The sequence below is a fragment of the Micromonospora sp. NPDC023956 genome (assembly GCF_040639195.1).
Lineage (GTDB): Bacteria > Actinomycetota > Actinomycetes > Mycobacteriales > Micromonosporaceae > Micromonospora.
This window is the reverse complement of sequence record NZ_JBEZZN010000003.1, coordinates 468,980-488,263: the sequence shown is the minus strand read 5'-3', so window position 1 is coordinate 488,263 and position 19,284 is coordinate 468,980. Positions and strand designations below refer to the sequence as shown.

The window sequence follows — 19,284 nt, the reverse complement described above, 5'->3', positions numbered from 1 at the left end:
CGGCTTCGACCGCGGCGGGCGACGGGCGGGTGGCGGGCGTCGACGTACGGTCAGTCGGCCGGCGGGAGACGGTAGACGGAGACGTGCGAACGTGAGTCGGCGGTGAACTCGGAGGCGTCCCAGTCCGCATGCCGGCTCTCCAGCTCGAAGCCGGCCAGTTGCGCCATCAGGTCCAGCTCGGCGGGCCAGATGTAGCGGTGCGGGCTTCGGCCCAGGGTCGCCTGCCGCCCCGTCCCGAAGCTGAAGTGGTGCGAGACGACGTGCTGGCGCAGCACGTCGTACGTGTCCAGGCCGATGTAGTCGGGTTGGGAGTTCCAGACCAGGGCCGACTGACCGGGCGGGAGCTTGCGCAGCTCCGGCACCCACAACTCGATCACGAGCCGCCCACCCGGGGTGAGATGCCCGGCGGCGTTGCGGAAGCAGGCGACCTGTTCGGCCTGGGTGAGCAGGTTGGAGATCGCGTTGAAGACCAGGTAGACCAGCGAGAACTCGCCGGGCGCACGGGTGGTCGCCATGTCGCCGACGACCACGGGGATGGTGTCCTCGTCCACCTTCGTCCGCAGTTGGTCGATCATCGGACGGGACAGCTCGACGCCGGTGACGGACACCCCCCGTCCGGCGAGCGGGATGGCCACCCGGCCGGTGCCGATGGCGAACTCCACCGCCCGACCGCCGCCGGCGAGTTCGGCGAGGCGGTCGACGGTCGGGCCGAGCACCTCCGGGGCGAACATGCCGGTGCCGGGCGTGTCGTAGTTCCGGGCGGTGTCGACGTCCCAGACGTCCTCCTGGCGCATACCGTCGACCATCGCCGGACGTGGATGCGATGTCCACCGGTTTTCGCCACCGGACGGCGAGCGGCGGGTGCCGCAACGCCGCCGCTCGTACGGACGCCCGGTCACCGGAGGCCGGGTTCATTCCGGACCCGGCGCGACCGACGCGGCCGTTCCGGTCATCGGACCGGTGCTGTCGGTACCTCGGTGAGGTGCTTGGCGATGCGTAGCAGCACCTGGTCGGGTGACCCGACGACGAAGGCGGCGGTGTCGGCGAGCGCGGCGATCAGAGGCAGTCCACGGCCGCCGACGGTGAGCGGGTCGGGGAGGTTGGCCTCGAGTCCACCGCCGTTGGGTGTGCTGCCCCGGTTGCCGACTTCGAGCAGGCAGACGTGGTCGTCGATGGTGATGGCGATGTCGACGGCGCTGTCAGAATCGGCGTGCACCACCGCGTTGGCGCACGCCTCGGTGATCAGCACGGCGAGCTGCCCCCGGGTTTCCTCGTCGGCCTCGGTGAGGCTCAGCAGGGTGGTGAGCACGTGGCGGGCACGGGTCACCGAGGACGGTTGGCGCGGGAGCGACAGCGTCATGCTCACCCGCATCGCGTAGCTCCTCCCCCGTCCCGTGCGTGAACCCGCCGGGCTACTGCGTAACACCCTAAGGCGGGAACCTCCGATTGTGATCAGCACTACCCGACAGCGCGGAGGTGAAACGGTCCGGGCGTGGGCTCGACGTACGTCCGGCAGCGGTTCGCCCGCCGGGCGCACTAGGGTGGGCGGGAATCATCGGCGTGGGGAGATTGTCGTGGATCTGGTCTCGATCCGGCCAGGCCGGGGTTGCACCGTGCTGGAGGTGCGCGGCGAGCTGGACATGGCGACGTCCCCGCAGTTGCGCGAGGGCCTGCAACGGCTGGTCGATGCCGGCGACCGTCAGGTGGTGGTGGACATGGCCGGCGTCGGGTTCATGGACTCCAGCGCACTGGGCGCCCTGGTGGTGACGTTCAAGGCGCTGCGGGACGTCGGCGGTCGGCTGAGTCTCGCCGCAGTGCAGCCCCCCGTCCGCAACGTCCTCACGGTGACGTCGGTGGATCGGGTGATCCAGGTCTACGAGAGCGTGCGGGCGGCCGAAGCGGACATGCCGTCCACGGAGGACGCCACCGGCGGGTAGTCAGTCGGGCAGCGCGGCGCTGGCGCGCGCCTGGTCGGCGCCGGCGCTGGTCCGCCGGTCCTCGCTGTGCCCGTCGTGCCAGTCGAGGATCAGCAGGGTGGCGTCATCGGCCAGGGTCGGCCCGCTGACCTCGAGTACGGCGTCGGCCAACGCCCGGACAGCCTCGCGCGGGTGCAGATCGGCGATCGACCGGAACAGGGTCGGCAGGTCCAGGCTGGCCGCGGTGCGCTCCCGCACGCCGTCGGTGACGATCACCAGGCGGTCGCCGGGTCGCAGCGCGATCTCGCCGGCGCGATAGTCGGCCTCGGCGAACATGCCCAGCGGAAAGTTGCCCGGTAACGGCAGCTCCCGGGTGTCCCCGTCGCGTACCAGCATCGGCGGCACGTGCCCGGCGTTGAGCAGCGCGCACATTCCGGTGCGCAGGTCGAGCCGGCCGAGCACCGCGGTGACGTAACTGCCGGGTACGGCGCCGTGGTCGGCCACCGCGGCGTTCGCGGCAGCGGCCTGCTCCACCAGGCTGGCCGCCCGGCGCCGACTGTTGCGCAGGCTCCCCACGCCCAGGGTGGCCGTCAGCGCGCTGGCCACCCCGTGCCCCATCGCGTCGGTGACGCTGAAGTGCAGCGCGTCCCGGGCGAGGCTGTAGTCGAAGGTGTCCCCGCCGATGCTCGCCGCCGGTTCGAGCCAGCCGGACACGGTGAACGCACTGGCCTCACAGGTGAACGAGGGTGGCAGCAGGCGGCGCTGGATCTCCGCGGACAGGGTGAACGGGGTGGTGCGTTGCCCCCACTCGAAGAGGTCGGTGTACCGCCGGTTCGCGATCACCACGAACGCCAGCACGTGCGCGGTACGCGCGATCTCCGCCCGCACCCGAGAATCGGGCTCGTCCGGCAGAACCATCTCCAGCAGTCCGATCGCCTCACCGCGGTCGGTCACCGGCGCCAGCACCAACCAACCGTCGGACTGCCCGAGCACCTGCACCTGCTGGGTGCGCAGGGCCTGCTCGGCGGGGCCACCGTCGAACGGCATCACCGTGGCCACCTCGTCGGCGTCCCGGCGCCCCTCACCGGTCCCCTTCAACGGCACGTGGGCCAGCCGGACCAGCGCCCGCCCGCTGAGGTCCGCGATCAGGAACGCGATCGTACGTGCCTCCAGCGCCGCACCGAGTTGTCGGGTGACGGCCTCGACCGCCTCGACCGGCGAGGCGTTCTCCGCCGCCTCCAACATCTCCACCACGATCCGTCCTCGGCTGCTTTCCACGGCCCGAGCCTACGAGACCCGGCCGGTGTAGCCGGGAAACAGGATCATCCCAGCAACCTCGGCAGCTCGCCCAGATTCGGCTGGCGGCACGTACGCGACACGACGAGTGGGAACGGCCAGCCCCGGATCGAAAGAGTGGCGATCACGAAAAAGGCCCCTGATCGGCATTTACGCTGATCAGGGGCCATTCCTGCACCTGGTGGCGGGTAGAGGATTCGAACCTCTGTAGCTTTCGCGACGGATTTACAGTCCGCTCCCATTGGCCGCTCGGGCAACCCGCCAGGGCGTGCCACCACGTCGTAACGCGGTAGCGGAGCAAGGATAGCGGCTCCACCCGGGGTCCGTGCAACCGGGTTCGGTCCGGGATCCGGACAACCGGGTACCGTCAGGGGGTCGTACCGCTGGTCGAGGACGACCGCAGCAGAGTCAGACAGCCGGACAAGCAGGAGCATGAGCCATGGCAGCGAACCCGTCGTTCGACATCGTCAGCAAGGTCGACCGTCAGGAGGTCGACAACGCCCTCCGTCAGGCGGAGAAGGAACTCGCGACGCGGTTCGACTTCCGGGGCACCGGGGCGGAGATCTCCTGGTCGGGTGAGGAGGCGATCAGCCTCCAGGCGGAGACCGAGGAGCGGGTCCGCGCCGCGCTGGACGTCTTCAAGGAGAAGCTGGTCAAGCGGAACATCTCGATGAAGTCGCTGGACGCCGGGGACCCCCGCGCGTCGGGCAAGATCTTCAAGATCGACTGCAAGGTGATCCAGGGCATCGACTCGGACAAGGCCAAGGCGATCGGCAAGAAGATCCGGGACGAGGGGCCGAAGGGTGTCCAGGCGCAGATCCAGGGCGACCAGCTCCGGGTGACCGGCAAGAAGAAGGACGACCTCCAGGCGGTCATCACCCTGCTCAAGGCCGAGGACTTCGGGGTCGCTCTCCAGTTCACCAACTACCGCTGACGCACCCGGCGCCAGTTCGTCGGTACGGTCGGCCGGCTGCCGAATGGTCGGCCGACCCATCCATCCGGCAGTCGGTGGGGTGTCTGGTCAGCAGGACGAGGAGAGGCCTCCGGTCGGCCCGCCAACGCCAGGAGGCACGGGCATGCGGTTACGCGACGTCGAGAGCGGCGACGGGCCGGCGTACGTGCGGATGCGCTGCGATCCGGCGATGATGGCCCACCTCGGCGGACCGTTCCCCGAGGAACGGGCCGAGGCCCAGGTGGGCCACGATCTCGCACTGGTCGGCAGCGGCGCCGGCCTGGTCAAGATGATCCTGGTGGATTCGCCCGCGCCGGACACGGTCGCCGGCACGGTGACCGTGTCGCAGCACGAGATCGACGCCACACCGGCGGCGGAGATCGGCTGGATGGTGCTTCCCGAGCACCAGGGCCGGGGCCTGGCCCGCTGGGCGGTGTCGAGCGTGCTGGACGAGGTCCGCCGGGGCGGTCGATGGAGCGTGGTGCACGCCTTCCCCGGCGTCGGGAACACCCCCTCGAACCGGCTCTGCCGCCGGCTGGGTTTCACCTGGTCGGCGAGCGGGAGACGTCGTTCCGCGACCGGCTCTTCCGGACCCACCACTGGACGCTCGATCTGCGGGACTGATCGGGCGGGTCAGGCCCTGCCGTGCGGCCTCGACTGGCCGTCCTCACGGCTGCCCCGGCGGGGTGCAGACGAGTGCGTGCGCGCCGGCGACTGACGCCCGGCGGGTGGGTGCCAGCCATCGACTAGGTCACGCTGAGCACCCGCTGCTGGCGGGTTGACGGATCTTCACCGTGGGTGATGCCCTGCTGGGCGGCCTGGTACCCGTTTCCGCCCTTTGCTCTGCACCCGGATTCGCGTCGGTGACGAGTTCCGCGAGACGGGTCCTAGACCGGATCGGCGGCGAGGGCGTGCTCGGTGCGTACCGCCCGCGCCTCGGCGCGGGCGATGGAGCCGCCGGGGCGGCCCGCCACCCCGGCCGCGACGACGACCGCCGAGCCGGCGAAGACGAAGGCCCAGGGCACGCTGCCGTGGTCGACGATCAGGCCGGCCACCGCGCTGCCGGCGGCGCTCGCGCCGACCGACATGGTCACCACCCAGGTGTACGCCTCGTTGAGCATGCCGGCCGGGGTGACCCGGCCGACCATGGTGTTCTCCAGGGTGAGCGCGGGGGCGATGGTCGCTCCCCCGACGACCAGCGCCACGCCGAGCGCCAGCGGGGTGGGCATCACCGCGAAGACCAGGAAGCTGGCCCCCACGCCGCCGAGCAGCCAGGCGAACTGGCGGGTCATGTTCCGGGCCGGGCGGCGGGTGCCGAACCAGAACCCCCCGACCGCGCTGCCCACCCCCCAGACGGCGAGCAGCAGGCCGGCGAGGCTCTCCGCGTCGCCGTCGGTCGAGGCGCTCGCGTACGCCGGGACGGTCACCCCGGCCGCGCCGAAGGCGATGCCGAGGCCGGCGACGCAGAGCAGCAGGGCGGGGAGGCCGGACACCCGCAGCGGGCCGAGGCCCCTGGCGTGGGCGTGCCGGGGGTGCGGCTGCCAGTTGCGCATCACCCGGCCGAGGGCGACCACGCCCGTACCGACCAGGGTGACCAGGGCCGAGCCGACCAGGGCCGCCCGAGCGTCGGCGACCAGCACGAAGCCGGCCACCAGCAGGGGGCCGAGGACGAAGACCACCTCGAAGAGGGTGGTCTCCGCGGCCAGCGCCGTGTTGCGCAGGTGGTACCGGCCGCTGGCGACCGTGGTCAGGTCGTTCCAGGCCCCCCGGAGCGCGGCGGTGAGCGGCGGGTACGTGGCACCGGCCAGGCCGGCCGCGACGTAGATCAGGGGCAGCGCCTCGGCTCCCGAGCGGCTGGCCAGCAGCAGCCCGACCAGGGCGAGTGGGTGGGCCACGGCGGTGGCGAGCAGGACCGGGGTGGGGCCGATCCGGTCGGCGACCCGACCGGCCACCGGGCTGCACGCGGCGCCCGCGACGGCGTACGTCGCGCCGGCTGCGGCGGCCAGCGAGTAACGTCCGGTGACCTCCTCGACCAGCAGCAGCAGCGCCAGCGAGGTCATCCCGATCCCGAGCCGGCCGATGATGCCGGTGACCAGCAACACCGGTGCTCCGGGGATCCGCCACACGTCACGGTACCGACCCAGCGCTGCCACGGTTTCTCCTCTGCTGCGGGCGCAGCCGTTCGCGCCCGCGGTGAGCGGTGATGAGGGTGGCGGCGCGGTAATGGGCGGACGGCTCTACGACCCTGACGCCGGACGTTCCGACCTTAGCCTGCCCCGGAGGCACGGAGAAATGGCCACCGCGCCGGCCGGGGACGGCTGGCCGGACGGGTGACAGGGTTCCGCCCGCGACCGGGACCTGGTCGCGGGCGGAACGGATGCCGTTCAGGGGCGGCCGGGGACGGTTCCCCGCCGTACGGTCAGCGCTGGAACTGCACGGGCCCGCTGTTCGCGGCCATCTGCTCCAGCCGGCGGACCCGCTCCTCCATCTTCGGGTGGGTGGAGAAGAGGTTCGCGATGCCACCGCCCTTGAACGGGTTGTCGATCATGAGGTGCGCGGTGCTGGTCAGCTGCCCCTGGGCCGGGAGCGGCCGGCGCTGGGTGCCCATGTGGATCTTGCGCAGGGCACTGGCCAGGGCCAGTGGATCCCGGGTGAGCTGGGCACCCGAGGCGTCCGCCTGGAACTCCCGGCTGCGGCTGACCGCCAACTGGATCACCGTGGCCGCGAGCGGGCCGAGGATGATGGTCAGCAGCAGCACGGCCGGGTTGGGGCTCTCCTCGTCGTCCCCACCACCGAGCGGGATGAACCAGGCGATGTTGGCCAACATGGTGATGATGCCGGCCAGGCCGGCGGCCACGCTGGAGATCAGGATGTCCCGGTTGTAGACGTGGGACAGCTCGTGTCCGATGACGCCCCGCAGTTCCCGGTAGTCGAGGATCTCCGTGATGCCCTGGGTGACGCAGACCGCGGCGTTGCGCGGGTTACGACCGGTGGCGAAGGCGTTCGGTTGGGCCGTGGGGCTGACGTAGAGCCTCGGCATCGGCTGCCGCGCCTCGGTCGCCAACTCGCGGACCATCCGGTACAGCTCCGGGAACTGCGCCTCGCTGACCGGCTGCGCCCGCATCGACCGCAGGGCCAGTTTGTCCGAGAAGAAGTAGGTGACGCCGTTCATGACCAGGGACGCCACGACGGCGATGACGAGTCCACCGCTGCCGCCGAACCAGTAGCCGACCGCGAGGATCAGCGAGGTGAGCAGACCGAGCAGCGCGGCGGTCTTGAGACGGTTGTGGTGCACGATCACTCCTTCGGTGCCCGGACCTGTCGGGATCCGTCAACCGGGTCAACAACCCGGTACCCCGCAACCATCCCTCTCATGACTGTGAGTAACCTGAGAATGGCACGCGAAGGCACCGGGAAGTGCCCTGAGGAGGAGCCCCCGCCTAGACCAGATCGAACAGGAGCTGCGGGGCAAGACCGAGCACGACCGCCACGGCGGTGGCAGTCGCCAACACGGTGATGACACTGCGTGACGACTGGTGGGCGGGCGCCGGGCCGGTCGGAGCGGCGTACACGGTCGCGGCGACGCGCAGGTAGTACGCCAGCCCGACGACCGCGTTCACCGCTACCACCAGGGCCAGCCAACCGGAGCCGCCGGCCGTCAGCGAACGGACCACGGTCACCTTGGCGAACAGTCCGGCCAGCCCCGGCGGCAGCCCGGCCAACCCGACCAGGGCCAGCCCGAACGCCGCCCCGGCGAAGCGGTGCCGCCGCGCCACGCCCCGGTACTGCTCGATCGTGCCGCCGTCCGCCCCGGGCGGGCGCAGCGCCACCACGCCCGCGAAGGCGGCGAGTTCCAGCACCACGAAGAAGACCGCGTACGCCACGGCGGCGGCGTAGGCGGTCGCGCGGGCGTCGGCGGTGCGCCCGGCGGCCAGGGCCAACGCGCCCAGCGGGGCGAGGATGTAGCCGGCCTGGGCCACCGAGGACCAGGCGAGCAGCCGTACCATCCGCCGCTGCCGCAGCGCCACCAGGTTGCCGACGGTCATGGTCAGCGCGGCCAACAGGGCGAGCACCGGCCCGGTGACGGTCGCCGGCAGCGCGTAGCCGACCACGGCGAGCAGGGCGACCACCCCACCGAGCTTCGACGCGGTCGACAGGTAGGCGGCCACCGGCACGGGCGCGCCGTCGTAGGTGGCCGGCGCCCAGGCGTGGAACGGCACCGCCGCCACCTTGAACGCCAGCCCGAGCACCACCAGGGTCACCGCGACCGTGGTCAGCGGCAGGTCGAGCAGGTCCGCGCCGTCGGTCAGCGCCGTGCCGAGCGGACGCAGGTGCAGCCGGCCGGTGACCGCGTAGAGCAGGGCAGCGCCGAGCAGGGTGACCGTGGTGGCCACCACGCTCACCACGAAGAAGGTCACCGCCGCCTCGGCCCCGGCCAGGCTGCCCCGGCGCAGCCCGACCAGCACGTAGAGCGGCAGGGTGAGCGTCTCCAGCGCCACGATCAGGGTGATCAGGTCACCGGCCGCGCCGAGCACCACACCACCGGTCATCGAGCAGGCGAGCAGGAAGCAGAACTCCCCCACCGGCATCCGCCCACCGCGCAGCAGCGGACCGGACAGCGCCAGCACCCCGAGGGTGAGCAGGGCGAACACCGCTCCGACCAGCCCCGCCCGGTCGTCGGCCACCCAGGAGCAGCCGTCGGTGACGCAGAATGTCCCCCGGTCGCCGCCCGCGCCGACCAGAGCCGCGCCGAGCGCGGTGGCCGTCGCGCCGACCACGGCAGCCGCCACCGTGGCGCGCGGCCGGGCCAGCAGCAGGTCGACCAGGAGCACCAGGACGGCCGTCCCGGCGGCCAGGTAGCCGGGCAACAGCGCCACGTGGTCCACGGACTGCACCACGCTGGTCACCGGGCTCACGATGCCGGCCTTTCGTTCGCGACTGCGGGGCTCCGCTGCGCTGCACTCCTCACGCTCACGGATGCCCGCCTTTGGTTCGCGACTGCGGGGCTCCGCTGCGCTGCACTCCTCACGCTCACGGATGCCCGCCTTTCGTTCGCGACTGCGGGGCTCCGCTGCGCTGCACTCCTCACGCTCACGGATGCACCACCTCCAGGAGAGCGGCGACCGGGGCTTCGGCGACGCCGAGCACCAGCGTCGGCACCAGCCCGACGGCCAGGGCGAGCAGGACCAGCGGTGCCCAGGCGGCGAGTTCCGCCCCGGCGATGCCCGGGGCCAGGCCCGCCACCGCCGGACCGGGCCGGCCGTGGGTGACCCGCCGCAGCAGCCGCAGCAGGTACGCGGCGGTGAGCGCCCCGCCCACCGCGGCGAGCACGCCGAGCGTGGTCCAGAGCACCCCACCGGCCTCGATCGCGGCCACCACGGCGAACGCCTCCCCCCAGAAGCCGGCGAGACCGGGCAGGCCGAGCGAGGCGACCGCGGCGAAGGCGAGCAGTCCGGCCAGGCGGGGGGCGGTCTCCCGCAGCCCGGAGAGGTCGGCCAGGTCACCGGTGTGGGTACGGTCCTTGACCGCCCCGGCGAGGAAGAAGAGCAGACCGGTGATCACGCCGTGCGCGACGTTGCCGATCAGGGCTGCCTGGATGCCGGTGGCGGTGAGCGTGGCGATGCCGAGCAGCACGAAGCCCATGTGCCCCACGCTGGAGTACGCGATGAGGCGCTTCAGCTCGTTCTGGGCGAGGCAGACCAGCGAGCCGACGAGGATCGCCGTGACGGCGAGCACGCCGAGCACCGGCGCGGCCCAGCGGGCACCCTCCGGTGCCACCCCGACGGCCACCCGGACCAGGCCGTACGTGCCCATCTTGAGCAGCACCCCGGCGAGGATCACGCTGCCGACGGTGGGTGCCCGGGTGTGCGCGTCGGGCAGCCAGGAGTGCAGCGGCCAGAGCGGACTCTTCACCGCGAAGGCCAGCCCGAGCAGGGTGAACGCGACGAGCTGGGTGCTCCGGGACAGCTCCGATCCGCCGGTCAGCGCCACGATGTCGGCGGTGCCGGCCGCCGACACCACGACGTACACCCCGACCAGCAGCAGCACCGAGCCGGCGAGGGTGTAGAGGGCGAACTTGCGGGCCGCCGCGCGGGCGGTGTCCCGGCCCGCCGGGCGGCCGGCGGCGTCGGCGCCGGCCGGGCCCGTACCGCCCCAGCCGGCGATGACCGCGTACATGGGCAGCAGGACGACCTCGAAGAAGAGGAAGAAGAGGACCAGGTCGAGAGCGAGGAACGTACCGAGGATGCCGACCTCGATCACCAGCAGCAGGGCGACCAGGAGGCTCCCCCGACCGCCGTCGGGCACCCGCCAGAGCGAGTAGCCGCAGCAGAGCAGGGTGAGCAGGGCGGTCAGCACCACCAGCGGGTACGAGATGCCGTCCACGCCGAGGTGGAACCGCAGGTTCAGGTCGGGCACCCAGGCCACGTCGAGCCGGTGCCAGGGAAGCACCCCGGGTGGGGCCGCCGCGTACGCCGTCCAGCCGCGGTCACCGGTGGCGAGCAGCGCCGCCGCGACCAGGGTGAGCGCGGCGGCGACCGTACCGGCCAGCCGACCGGCCCGATCGCCGGGCAGCGCGGCGGCCAGGGCCGCGCCGAGCGCGGGCAGCGCCAGCACGGCCACCAGCAGGAACTGACCGGTCGTCACGCGACACCCCCGGGCGGACGGGACGGACGGGCCGTCATGCGACACCGCCGACCAGGACGGCGGCAAGGGTGATGAGCAGGACGCCGGCCAGTACCGCCACCGCCGCCCGGGGCAGGGCCGCCCGGTGCAGCGCGGCCAGCCCGCCGCCGAGCCCGGTGGCGGCCCGTCCGCTGCCCTCGACCGCCCCGTCCACCACCCGTTCGTCGCCGGACCGCGCCAACCGGGCCAGCCCGACGACCGGGCGTACCACCAGGGCGTGCTGGACGTCGTCGAGCCGGAACGCGGCGGCGAACACCGGCCGCAGCGGGCCGAGCGTGTCCGCCGGGTCGGCGGCCCGGTCCCGCCGCCACCGCCACCCGGCCAGCCCCGCCCCCGCCAGCAGCAACGCCACCGGCAGCAGCAGCTCGGGGCCGAGGTGGACGAGTGCGACGTCGTCCGTCGGCGCGTTGGCGGCCGGCGTGAGGAGCAGCCGGCGGGCGAAGGCCCGGTCGAAACCGGCCAGGCCGAGCAGGGCGGCCGGCACGGCGAGGAGCAGGATCGGCCAGCGCATCAGGGCCGGCGGGTCGTGCGGGTGGGCCAGCGGGGCCCGGCTGGTGCCGAGGAAGGTGCGCAGCAGCAGCCGGGTGGCGTACCAGGCGGTGACCGCGACGCCGACCAGCCCGGCCAGCCAGACCAGCCAGCCGACCCAGGCCGGGGCGGGACCGGCACCGTGCCGGGCCGCGTCCTCGGCGACCGCGAGCACGCCCTCCTTGCTGAAGAAGCCGGACAGCGGCGGCACCCCGGCCAACGCGCCGAGCCCGATCAGGGTGCACCAGAAGGTGACCGGCATGGTCCGGCGCAGCCCGCCCATGCCGGACATCAGCGTGGTGCCGACCGCGTGGATCACCGCACCGGCGGCGAGGAAGAGCAGCGCCTTGAACGCCGCGTGGGTGAGCAGGTGGAACAGGGCTGCGGAGGGAGAGCCGACGGCCAGCGCACCGGTCATGTAGCCGATCTGGGAGACGGTGGACCAGGCGAGCACCCGCTTCAGGTCGTCCTGGGCGGTGGCGGCGAACGCGCCGAGCAGCAGGGTGACCGCGCCCATGACGCCGAGCACCGCCAGTGCCACCGGGGCCGCCGCGAAGAGCGGGTACAGACGGGTGACCGCGTAGACCCCGGCGGCGACCATGGTCGCGGCGTGGATCAGCGCGGAGATCGGCGTGGGACCGGCCATCGCGTCCGGCAGCCACGTGTGCAGCGGGAACTGGGCGCTCTTGCCGGCCACCCCGGCGAGCAGCAGCAGGCAGGCGGCGGTGAGCGTGCCGGTGGCGTGGTCGTGGCGGAGCACGTCGGCGATCCGGAAGCTGCCGGCGCTCACCCCGAGCAGGGCGATGCCGAGCAGGAAGCCCACGTCACCGACCCGGGTCACCAGGAACGCCTTCATCGCGGCGGCCGGCGCCTGCGGCAACCGCCGGTCGTGGGCGATGAGCAGGTAGGAGCAGACGCCCATCACCTCCCAGCCGACCAGCAGCGGGATCAGGTCGCCGGAAACCACCACCAGCAGCATGGCACCGGTGAAGAGGCTGATCTGCGCCGCGTAGGGCGGGTAGCGGTGGTCCACCACGACGTCGTCGTCCGGACCCCGCCGCAGGTAGGCCACCGAGTAGACCTGCACCGCGAGCGCGACCGCGGCCACCGCGACCGCGACCAGTGCCGCCGCGCCGTCCAGCCGGACGCCGAGGGTCACCCGCAGGTCGCCCAGCTCGATCCAGGTCCGGGCGTGGTCGGTCGGGTCGTCGAGGGTGACCAGCAGGGCCACCGCGAGCAGCAGCGTCCCGGCGGCCCCGGCCACCCCGAGGCCGATCGCCGTCCGCCGGGCCCGCGCCCCGCCGTCGGCCCGGCCGCGCGGGGAGGGTGCCAGCAGCAACCCGGTCAGCCCGGCCACCAGGGGTACGGCCGGCAGCAGCGCGCCGAGGGTCTGGACGCGGTTCACCGGGCGACCTCCTCGGGACGGTCGCCCTGCCCGGTGCGGTCGCTCTCGTCGGGACGGTCGGTCCCCTCGGTGAGCGGGACCTCGTCCACCGCGACGGTGGCCCGTAGCCGGTAGAGCTGGAGCACGATGGCCAGCCCCACGCCGATCTCGGCGGCGGCGAGGACGATCACGAACAGGGCGAAGACCTGCCCGCCGTGCGGCAGGGTGGCCCGGACGGTGGTGTCGGCGGTGACCAGGATCAGGTTGACCGCGTTCAGCATCAGCTCGACGGCCATCAGCACCAGCACGGCGTTGCGTCGGCGCAGCACACCGTAGACGCCGAGGCCGAAGAGCAGGGCGGCGGTGACGTACGGGATGACCGGCCTCATCGGGCGTCCCCGTCCGCCGACCCGTCCCGCCCGGTGCCGGTCGAGCCGATCTCGGGGCGGGAGATGACGACCGCCCCGACCAGGGCGGCGAGCAGCAGCACCGAGAGCAGCTCGAACGGGAGGACCCAGCTGCGGAAGATCTCCCCGCCGAGGCGCTCGGCGCTGCCCGGTTCGGGCAACTCCACCGCCGACCACCGGTACGCGTCGATCAGCAGCGCGCTCAGCCCCAGCCCGGTCCCGCCGCCGACCAGGGCGGCGGCCCAGCCGGGCCGGTCCAGGTCGTCGGAGGCACCGATCGGGGCGCGGGTGAGCATCACCGCGAAGAGCAGCAGCACCACCACCGCGCCGACGTAGATGAGCACCTGCACCCAGGCGACCAGTTCGGCGGTGAGGACGAGGTACGACCCGGCCAGCGCGCCGAGGCAGACCACCAGGTGAAGACCGGCCCGGACCAGGTGTCGCGTGGTCACCACCAGGGCGCCCGCACCGACCGCCACCGCGCCGAGCGCGAGCAGCAGCACGTCCGCCCCGGTCACCGGCCGGTCCCCTCCGTGCCGGCGTCGGGGCGTGCCCGGGTCGGCGTGGCGGCGGGGCCGCCGGCGGCCTTGCGCGCGGCGGTGGTCTCCTCCTTGGACGGCTCGCCGTTCGGGTCGTGCGCGGGTGGCGGCGGGACCGTCGCCATCCACTGCCCGAGGTGGTCCTTGTCGTGGAGGAGGTTCCGGATGTCGTACTCGGCGTACTCGAACTCCGGCGACCAGTAGAGGGCGTCGAACGGGCAGACCTCGACGCAGATGCCGCAGTACATGCAGAGCGAGAAGTCGATGTCGAAGCGGTCGAGCACGTTGCGCTGGCGGGGGCGGGCCGCGCCGGGCACGGCCACCTCCTCCTTGTGCGAGTCGATGTAGATGCACCAGTCCGGGCACTCCCGGGCGCAGAGCATGCAGACGGTGCAGTTCTCGGCCAGCAGGGCGATCACCCCACGGGACCGGGGCGGCAGCTCGGGGGCCACGTCCGGGTACTGCTGGGTGGTCGAGCGGCGGGTCATCGTCTTGAGCGTGACCGCCAGTCCCTTCGCCAGTCCGCTTCCGGGCACACCGCTGTCACTCATGTAGTCATCCTGCCCTGTGCCCCCCGGCGCGCGCGACCACCACCCGGCAGTTGTCGCCGGTACCGTCTGCGGCGGGGAGGACGACGCGCCGCACGAACACCAACGACGCGCCGCACGAACACCGGGAGAGCGACGGTGGACGAGGTGTACCCGGAAACCGGGCGGTGCAACGGTCGTCCACACCGGGGAGCCGTTCCCGGTGCACCTGCCGATCGCCCGGATCACGCCCCGGGGCCGGTGACCGGCGGCAACACCTCCACGCCGAGTTGCAGCAGGAGCTGGAACAGCTCGTTGACGCTCCACACGTCCACGATCCGGCCGTGCGGGTCGAACCGCAGGAAGCTCGCCCCCGAGTAGCTGACCACCTGCCCGGTCGGCGGCACCGGCCCGAAGTGTCCGGTCTGGGTGCCGGCCGCCCGCCAGCGCACCGCGACGCGGTCGCCACCGGCCGCCACGTCCACGATCTTGTAACGGAGGTCGGGGAAGGCCGCCCGGCGTTCCCGGTGCCAGGCCAGCGTCGCCTCCGGACCGGTCCCGCCCAGCCCCGGGCACTCCGCGGCGATGAGGTCGTACGCCGTCTCCGCCCGGCCGTCGTTCCAGACGTCGGCGACGAGCCGACGGGCCAGGGCCTCCAGGTCGGTCACCCGCCGAGCCTAGTCGGCGACGGCCGCGCACCGGCCGGCGGACGGAGCGCGACGGCGTACCGCGCACGGCCGGCAGACCGAGCGCCGGACCGGGCGTCGACCACGGCGACGGCTGGCGCGGGGCACCTGGGAAGTCGGTGCGCCGACCGTCGGAAGATCGGACATGATGGGGGCGGCAGACGACCTGGCGCACCGCGAGGGGGCTACGTGAGCGACACCGACAGCGGCTCGGCGACGAACGACGACGAGGTCCTGGAGCGGACCGGGGGCAAGTACGTCGAGCCCGGCGGGGAGTTCACCCGCGACCAGCGCTACATCGCCACCCGGATCACCGCCGACGGGCGGAACGGCTACCCGGTGGAGCCCGGCCGGTACCGGCTGGCGGTGAGCCGGGCCTGTCCGTGGGCGAACCGGCTGATCATCGTCCGGCGGCTGCTCGGCCTGGAGGAGGCCATGTCGATGGCGGTGGCCGGTCCCACCCACGACAAGCGGAGCTGGACCTTCGACCTGGACGCCGACGGCCGGGACCCGGTGCTCGGCGTCGAGCGGCTCGCCGAGTCCTACTTCAAGCGCTTCCCCGGATACGACCGGGGCATCACCGTGCCGGCGATCGTGGACGTGCCGACCGGGCAGGTGGTCACCAACGACTACGCGCAGATGAGCCTCGACCTGTCGACGGAGTGGACGGCGTACCACCGCGACGGTGCGCCGGAGCTCTACCCGGAGCGCCTGCGCGCCGAGATCGACGAGGTCAACGCGCTGGTGTTCGCCGACGTGAACAACGGCGTCTACCGGTGCGGCTTCGCCGGCAGCCAGGCGGCGTACGAGCGGGCGTACCGCCGCCTCTTCGAGCGGCTGGACTGGCTGAGTGACCGGCTGGCCGGGCAGCGCTACCTCGTCGGGGACACCGTCACCGAGGCGGACGTGCGCCTGTTCACCACGCTGGTCCGCTTCGACCCCGTCTACCACGGCCACTTCAAGTGCAACCGGCAGAAGCTGGCCGAGATGCCGGTGCTCTGGGCGTACGCGCGGGACCTCTTCCAGACGCCCGGCTTCGGCGACACCATCGACTTCGACCACATCAAGCGGCACTACTACGAGGTGCACCGGGACATCAACCCGACCGGGGTGGTGCCGCTCGGGCCGGACCTGGCGAACTGGCTCACCCCGCACGGCCGCGAGGAACTGGGCGGACGCCCGTTCGGTGACGGCACCCCGCCCCCGCCGCCCCCGCCCGCCGAGCGGGTCGACCCCGCCCACACCCCGCTGCGCTGACCCGATCCGGGCGCCCGGGTCGGGCGCCCCCGGTCGGGGTGTGTTCTTCGCCGATGTCGCGGTTTCCGGTCTCGCCGACACCCCGACATCGGCGAAACGGGGACGCCTGGGCGGGGCGTGCCGGTCGGTCAGGTCGCGACCCGGACGGCGGCGGTCAGCACGAGCTGGCCGAGCGCGACCGGCACGAGCACCAGCCAGCAGAGGCGCTGGAGCTGGTCCTCACGGAGCCGGGGGTACGACACCCGCAGCCAGATGATCACGAACGAGACGGCGAAGACCTTCAGCAGCGTCCAGAGCCAACCGAGGTACGCGTCGCCGAACGGGCCCTGCCAGCCGCCGAGGAAGAGCACCGTGGTCAGCGCGGCGATCACCACGATGCCGACGTACTCGGCGAGGAGGAAGAAGGCGAAGCGCAGACCGGTGTACTCGGTCATGTAGCCGAACACCAGCTCGGAGTCGGCGATCGGCATGTCGAACGGGGGCCGCCGGATCTCGGCCAGCCCGGCGACGAAGAACACCACCATCGCGGGGGCCTGCCAGAGCAGCCACCACGGCTGCCACGCCTCGACGATGCCGGGCAGGCTGAGCGTGCCGGCCGCCATGGCCACCGACGCGGCGGCCAGCACCAGGGGCAGCTCGTAGCCGAGCAGCTGGGCCGCGCCGCGCAGGCCGCCGAGGAGGCTGTACTTGTTGGCCGACGCCCAGGCCGACATGAGCACCGCCACCACCCCGACCCCGACCACGGCCAGGACGAAGAAGAGGCCGATGTCCAGCGGCTGACCGACCAGGTCACCGGGGCCCAGCGGGATCACCAGCAGGGCGAGCAGGTACGGCACCAGCGCCACCGCCGGGGCCAGCCGGAACACCGGCCGGTCCGCCTCCCGCGGGGTGATGTCCTCCTTCTGCACGAACTTGATGCCGTCGGCGACGAGCTGGGCCCAGCCGTGGAAACCACCGGCGTACATCGGGCCGAGTCGGCCCTGCATGTGGGCCATCACCTTGTGCTCCGCCTGCCCCACCACCAGCGGCAGGATCAGGAAGGCGGCGAGCACCCCCACCACCCGCAGGGTCAGCTCCAGCCAGAGCGGCATCAGACCGCACCCCCGTCGTCGTCCGGCGGAGCGGGCCGCTGCGGACGGTCGCCGTCAGCGGCAGGCCGGTCAGTGGCGGCAGGCCGGTCAGTGGCGGCAGGCCGGTCTGGGCGGTCGCCCCGGGGCGGTCGCTCGCCCGGGGGTCGGCGGGCGGGGCGGGCGGGCGTGCCGCCGCGCGGCCCCTCGCCGACGCCACCGGCACCGGCCGGGGTCGGTGTGGTCCCCCACTCCCCCGGTGCGGGAACGCCCGGCGGGCGGACCGTCCGCCGGCCACCGCCGGCCACCGACTCGCCCGGTTCCTTCGCCCCCGGCCACGGCTTGGCCACCCGGGAGGCGAGCACGAACTCCTTGCGCAGCGGATGTCCCTCGAACTGCGGCGGCAGCAGCAGCGGGCGGAGCCCCTCGTGCCCGGCGAACGCGATGCCGAACATCTCGTGGGTCTCCCGCTCGTGCCAGGCCGCGCCCGGGTAGACGTCCACCACCGACGCCACCTCGGCGGCTTCCCTGGGGATCCGGGTGCGCAGCAGGATCCCGTGCCGGTGCGTGGTCGACCAGAGGTGGGCCACCACGTCGAAGCCGGCGTCCAACTCGTCCACCGCGGAGAGCCAGTCGAAGAAGTCGCAGGCCAGCCCGGCGTCGTCCCGCGCCGCCCGCAGCGCGTCCCGCCAGCGGGCCGGGGGCACGTCGACGGTCGCGCGAGCGTACGCCTGGCCGCCGGAGACGCCCGCGACCGCTGCTTCGTCCGCGACCAGCTCGACCAGCCGCCGCCCGACCTCCTCCGCCGCCATGCCCCGATCCTATGGCCCACCCGACCCCCGCACCCGCCCCCACCCGTTGATCATGAGGTTGGCGCTGCTCGGGGTCGGGAGCCGCACCGCCAACGCATGCTCGATCGAGGTAACCCGGTGTGCGCCCGGGTGGCAGCGGGGAAGATCGGGGGGTGCGGGCGATAACGGTGGCACCCGGGGTGGCGAACTCCCTACGGCTGGACGAGGCCTGGCCGGATCCGCACCCCGAAGAGGGCGCGATCCTGGTCGAGGCGATCGCCGTGGGCATCTGCGGCACCGACTACGAGATCATCGCCGGGGAGTACGGCGAGGCACCCCCGGGGGCCGACCGCCTGGTGCTCGGGCACGAGTCGCTCGGCCGGGTGCTGGAGGACCCGACCGGCACCCTGCGCGCCGGCGACCTGGTCGCCGGGATCGTCCGGCATCCCGACCCGGTGCCCTGCGCCAACTGCGCGGCCGACGAGTGGGACATGTGCCGCAACGGCCGCTACACCGAGCACGGCATCAAGGCGCTGCCCGGCTTCGCGCGGGACCGCTGGCGGATCCCGCCCAAGTTCGCGATCGGGCTCGACCCCGACCTGGCCCACGTCGGAATGCTCCTCGAACCGGCCAGCGTGGTGGCCAAGGCGTGGGACCACATCGACCGGATCAGCCAGCGCAGCGAGTGGCAGCCGCAGACCGTCCTGGTCACCGGGGCCGGTCCGATCGGCCTGCTCGCCGCGCTGCTGGCCACCCAGCGGGGGCTGGCCGTACATGTGCTGGACCGTACCCCGACCGGGCCGAAACCGGCGCTGGCGGCGGCGCTCGGCGCGACGTACCACACGAGCACGGTCGGCGAACTGGACTTCGAACCCGACATCACCCTGGAGTGCACCGGCGCGCCGAGCGTGGTGCTGGACGTGATGTGCAAGGCCGGTCCGGTCGGCATCGTCTGTCTCACCGGAGTCTCCAGCGGTGGGCGCGTCATCAACTTCGACGCGGGCGCGCTGAACCGGGCGATGGTGCTGGAGAACAACGTCGTCTTCGGCTCGGTGAACGCCAACCGCCGGCACTGGGAGCTGGCCGCCCGCGCCCTCGGCCGGGCCGACTCGTCCTGGCTCGAGAGCCTGGTCACCCGCCGGGTCCCGGTCGAGGAGTACGCCGAGGCGTACCACCCCGGCCGGGACGACATCAAGGTGGTGCTGGAGTTCGCCCGCTGACCCGCCACCGGAGGCGGCGGGACCGGCCGG

General features: G+C 73.1%; 19 protein-coding genes and 1 tRNA gene. 5 read left to right on the top strand and 15 right to left on the bottom strand.

Annotated features, from left to right (window positions below):
* Positions 1–50: 50 nt before the first annotated feature.
* Positions 51–794 (bottom strand): class I SAM-dependent methyltransferase, encoded by a 744-nt coding sequence (locus AB0F58_RS08450; RefSeq protein WP_357139838.1) that lies wholly within the window; start codon positions 792–794, stop codon positions 51–53.
* Positions 795–949: 155 nt separating this feature from the next.
* Complete coding sequence (locus AB0F58_RS08445) at positions 950–1,372, bottom strand: ATP-binding protein (RefSeq protein ID WP_357139835.1); 423 nt, start codon at positions 1,370–1,372, stop codon at positions 950–952.
* Positions 1,373–1,574: 202 nt separating this feature from the next.
* Here AB0F58_RS08445 and AB0F58_RS08440 point away from each other — a divergent pair, with 202 nt between their 5' ends.
* Positions 1,575–1,937, top strand: coding sequence for an STAS domain-containing protein (locus AB0F58_RS08440; protein WP_357139832.1), 363 nt, complete (start codon positions 1,575–1,577; stop codon positions 1,935–1,937).
* Here AB0F58_RS08440 and AB0F58_RS08435 read toward each other — a convergent pair whose 3' ends face one another.
* Together AB0F58_RS08435 and AB0F58_RS08430 are read right to left on the bottom strand one after the other, a co-directional pair.
* The gene (locus tag AB0F58_RS08435; protein ID WP_357139829.1) at positions 1,938–3,194 is read right to left on the bottom strand and encodes a PP2C family protein-serine/threonine phosphatase; all 1,257 of its coding nucleotides are present in this window, start codon (positions 3,192–3,194) and stop codon (positions 1,938–1,940) included.
* A gap of 197 nt (positions 3,195–3,391) precedes the next feature.
* Positions 3,392–3,475 (bottom strand) — tRNA-Tyr (locus AB0F58_RS08430).
* A gap of 176 nt (positions 3,476–3,651) precedes the next feature.
* On the opposite strand from AB0F58_RS08430, the gene AB0F58_RS08425 reads away from it, so the two are divergent.
* Entirely contained in the window at positions 3,652–4,146 is a 495-nt protein-coding gene (locus tag AB0F58_RS08425; RefSeq protein ID WP_357139826.1) for a YajQ family cyclic di-GMP-binding protein, read from the top strand.
* A 142-nt stretch (positions 4,147–4,288) separates the two neighbouring features.
* Positions 4,289–4,882, top strand: coding sequence for a GNAT family N-acetyltransferase (locus AB0F58_RS08420; RefSeq protein ID WP_357139823.1), 594 nt, complete (start codon positions 4,289–4,291; stop codon positions 4,880–4,882).
* A 169-nt stretch (positions 4,883–5,051) separates the two neighbouring features.
* On the opposite strand, the gene AB0F58_RS08415 is transcribed toward AB0F58_RS08420, so the two are convergent.
* The 9 genes from AB0F58_RS08415 to AB0F58_RS08375 all read right to left on the bottom strand — a co-directional run bounded on the left by AB0F58_RS08415 (position 5,052) and on the right by AB0F58_RS08375 (position 14,901).
* The gene (locus AB0F58_RS08415) at positions 5,052–6,317 is read right to left on the bottom strand and encodes an MFS transporter (RefSeq protein WP_357139820.1); all 1,266 of its coding nucleotides are present in this window, start codon (positions 6,315–6,317) and stop codon (positions 5,052–5,054) included.
* 266 nt (positions 6,318–6,583) lie between these two features.
* Positions 6,584–7,459, bottom strand: coding sequence for a zinc metalloprotease HtpX (gene htpX, locus AB0F58_RS08410; RefSeq protein WP_357139817.1), 876 nt, complete (start codon positions 7,457–7,459; stop codon positions 6,584–6,586).
* Positions 7,460–7,604: 145 nt separating this feature from the next.
* On the bottom strand, positions 7,605–9,071 hold the full coding sequence (locus tag AB0F58_RS08405) for a proton-conducting transporter membrane subunit (RefSeq protein ID WP_357139814.1): 1,467 nt from the start codon (positions 9,069–9,071) through the stop codon (positions 7,605–7,607).
* A 184-nt stretch (positions 9,072–9,255) separates the two neighbouring features.
* The gene (locus AB0F58_RS08400) at positions 9,256–10,809 is read right to left on the bottom strand and encodes an NADH-quinone oxidoreductase subunit M (RefSeq protein ID WP_357139812.1); all 1,554 of its coding nucleotides are present in this window, start codon (positions 10,807–10,809) and stop codon (positions 9,256–9,258) included.
* 34 nt (positions 10,810–10,843) lie between these two features.
* Positions 10,844–12,781: an NADH-quinone oxidoreductase subunit L gene (locus AB0F58_RS08395; protein WP_357139809.1), complete on the bottom strand. Its 1,938-nt coding sequence runs from the start codon at positions 12,779–12,781 to the stop codon at positions 10,844–10,846.
* Entirely contained in the window at positions 12,778–13,149 is a 372-nt protein-coding gene (gene nuoK, locus AB0F58_RS08390) for an NADH-quinone oxidoreductase subunit NuoK (protein WP_357139806.1), read from the bottom strand. The genes AB0F58_RS08395 and nuoK overlap by 4 nt, the downstream gene beginning before the upstream one ends.
* Entirely contained in the window at positions 13,146–13,685 is a 540-nt protein-coding gene (locus AB0F58_RS08385) for an NADH-quinone oxidoreductase subunit J (protein ID WP_357139804.1), read from the bottom strand. The genes nuoK and AB0F58_RS08385 overlap by 4 nt, the downstream gene beginning before the upstream one ends.
* On the bottom strand, positions 13,682–14,257 hold the full coding sequence (locus AB0F58_RS08380) for an NADH-quinone oxidoreductase subunit I (RefSeq protein ID WP_357139801.1): 576 nt from the start codon (positions 14,255–14,257) through the stop codon (positions 13,682–13,684). The genes AB0F58_RS08385 and AB0F58_RS08380 overlap by 4 nt, the downstream gene beginning before the upstream one ends.
* 221 nt (positions 14,258–14,478) lie before the next feature.
* Positions 14,479–14,901, bottom strand: a complete 423-nt coding sequence (locus AB0F58_RS08375; RefSeq protein WP_357139798.1) for an ester cyclase — start codon at positions 14,899–14,901, stop codon at positions 14,479–14,481.
* 207 nt (positions 14,902–15,108) lie between these two features.
* Here AB0F58_RS08375 and AB0F58_RS08370 point away from each other — a divergent pair, with 207 nt between their 5' ends.
* The gene (locus AB0F58_RS08370) at positions 15,109–16,176 is read left to right on the top strand and encodes a glutathione S-transferase C-terminal domain-containing protein (protein WP_357139795.1); all 1,068 of its coding nucleotides are present in this window, start codon (positions 15,109–15,111) and stop codon (positions 16,174–16,176) included.
* A 128-nt stretch (positions 16,177–16,304) separates the two neighbouring features.
* On the opposite strand, the gene nuoH is transcribed toward AB0F58_RS08370, so the two are convergent.
* On the bottom strand, positions 16,305–17,267 hold the full coding sequence (gene nuoH, locus AB0F58_RS08365; protein ID WP_357139792.1) for an NADH-quinone oxidoreductase subunit NuoH: 963 nt from the start codon (positions 17,265–17,267) through the stop codon (positions 16,305–16,307).
* Positions 17,267–18,055, bottom strand: a complete 789-nt coding sequence (locus AB0F58_RS08360; RefSeq protein ID WP_357139789.1) for an NADH-quinone oxidoreductase subunit C — start codon at positions 18,053–18,055, stop codon at positions 17,267–17,269. Before AB0F58_RS08360 ends, nuoH begins: the two co-directional genes overlap by 1 nt.
* A 152-nt stretch (positions 18,056–18,207) precedes the next feature.
* On the opposite strand from AB0F58_RS08360, the gene AB0F58_RS08355 reads away from it, so the two are divergent.
* Positions 18,208–19,254, top strand: coding sequence for a glucose 1-dehydrogenase (locus AB0F58_RS08355; protein WP_357139787.1), 1,047 nt, complete (start codon positions 18,208–18,210; stop codon positions 19,252–19,254).
* Positions 19,255–19,284: the final 30 nt, after the last annotated feature.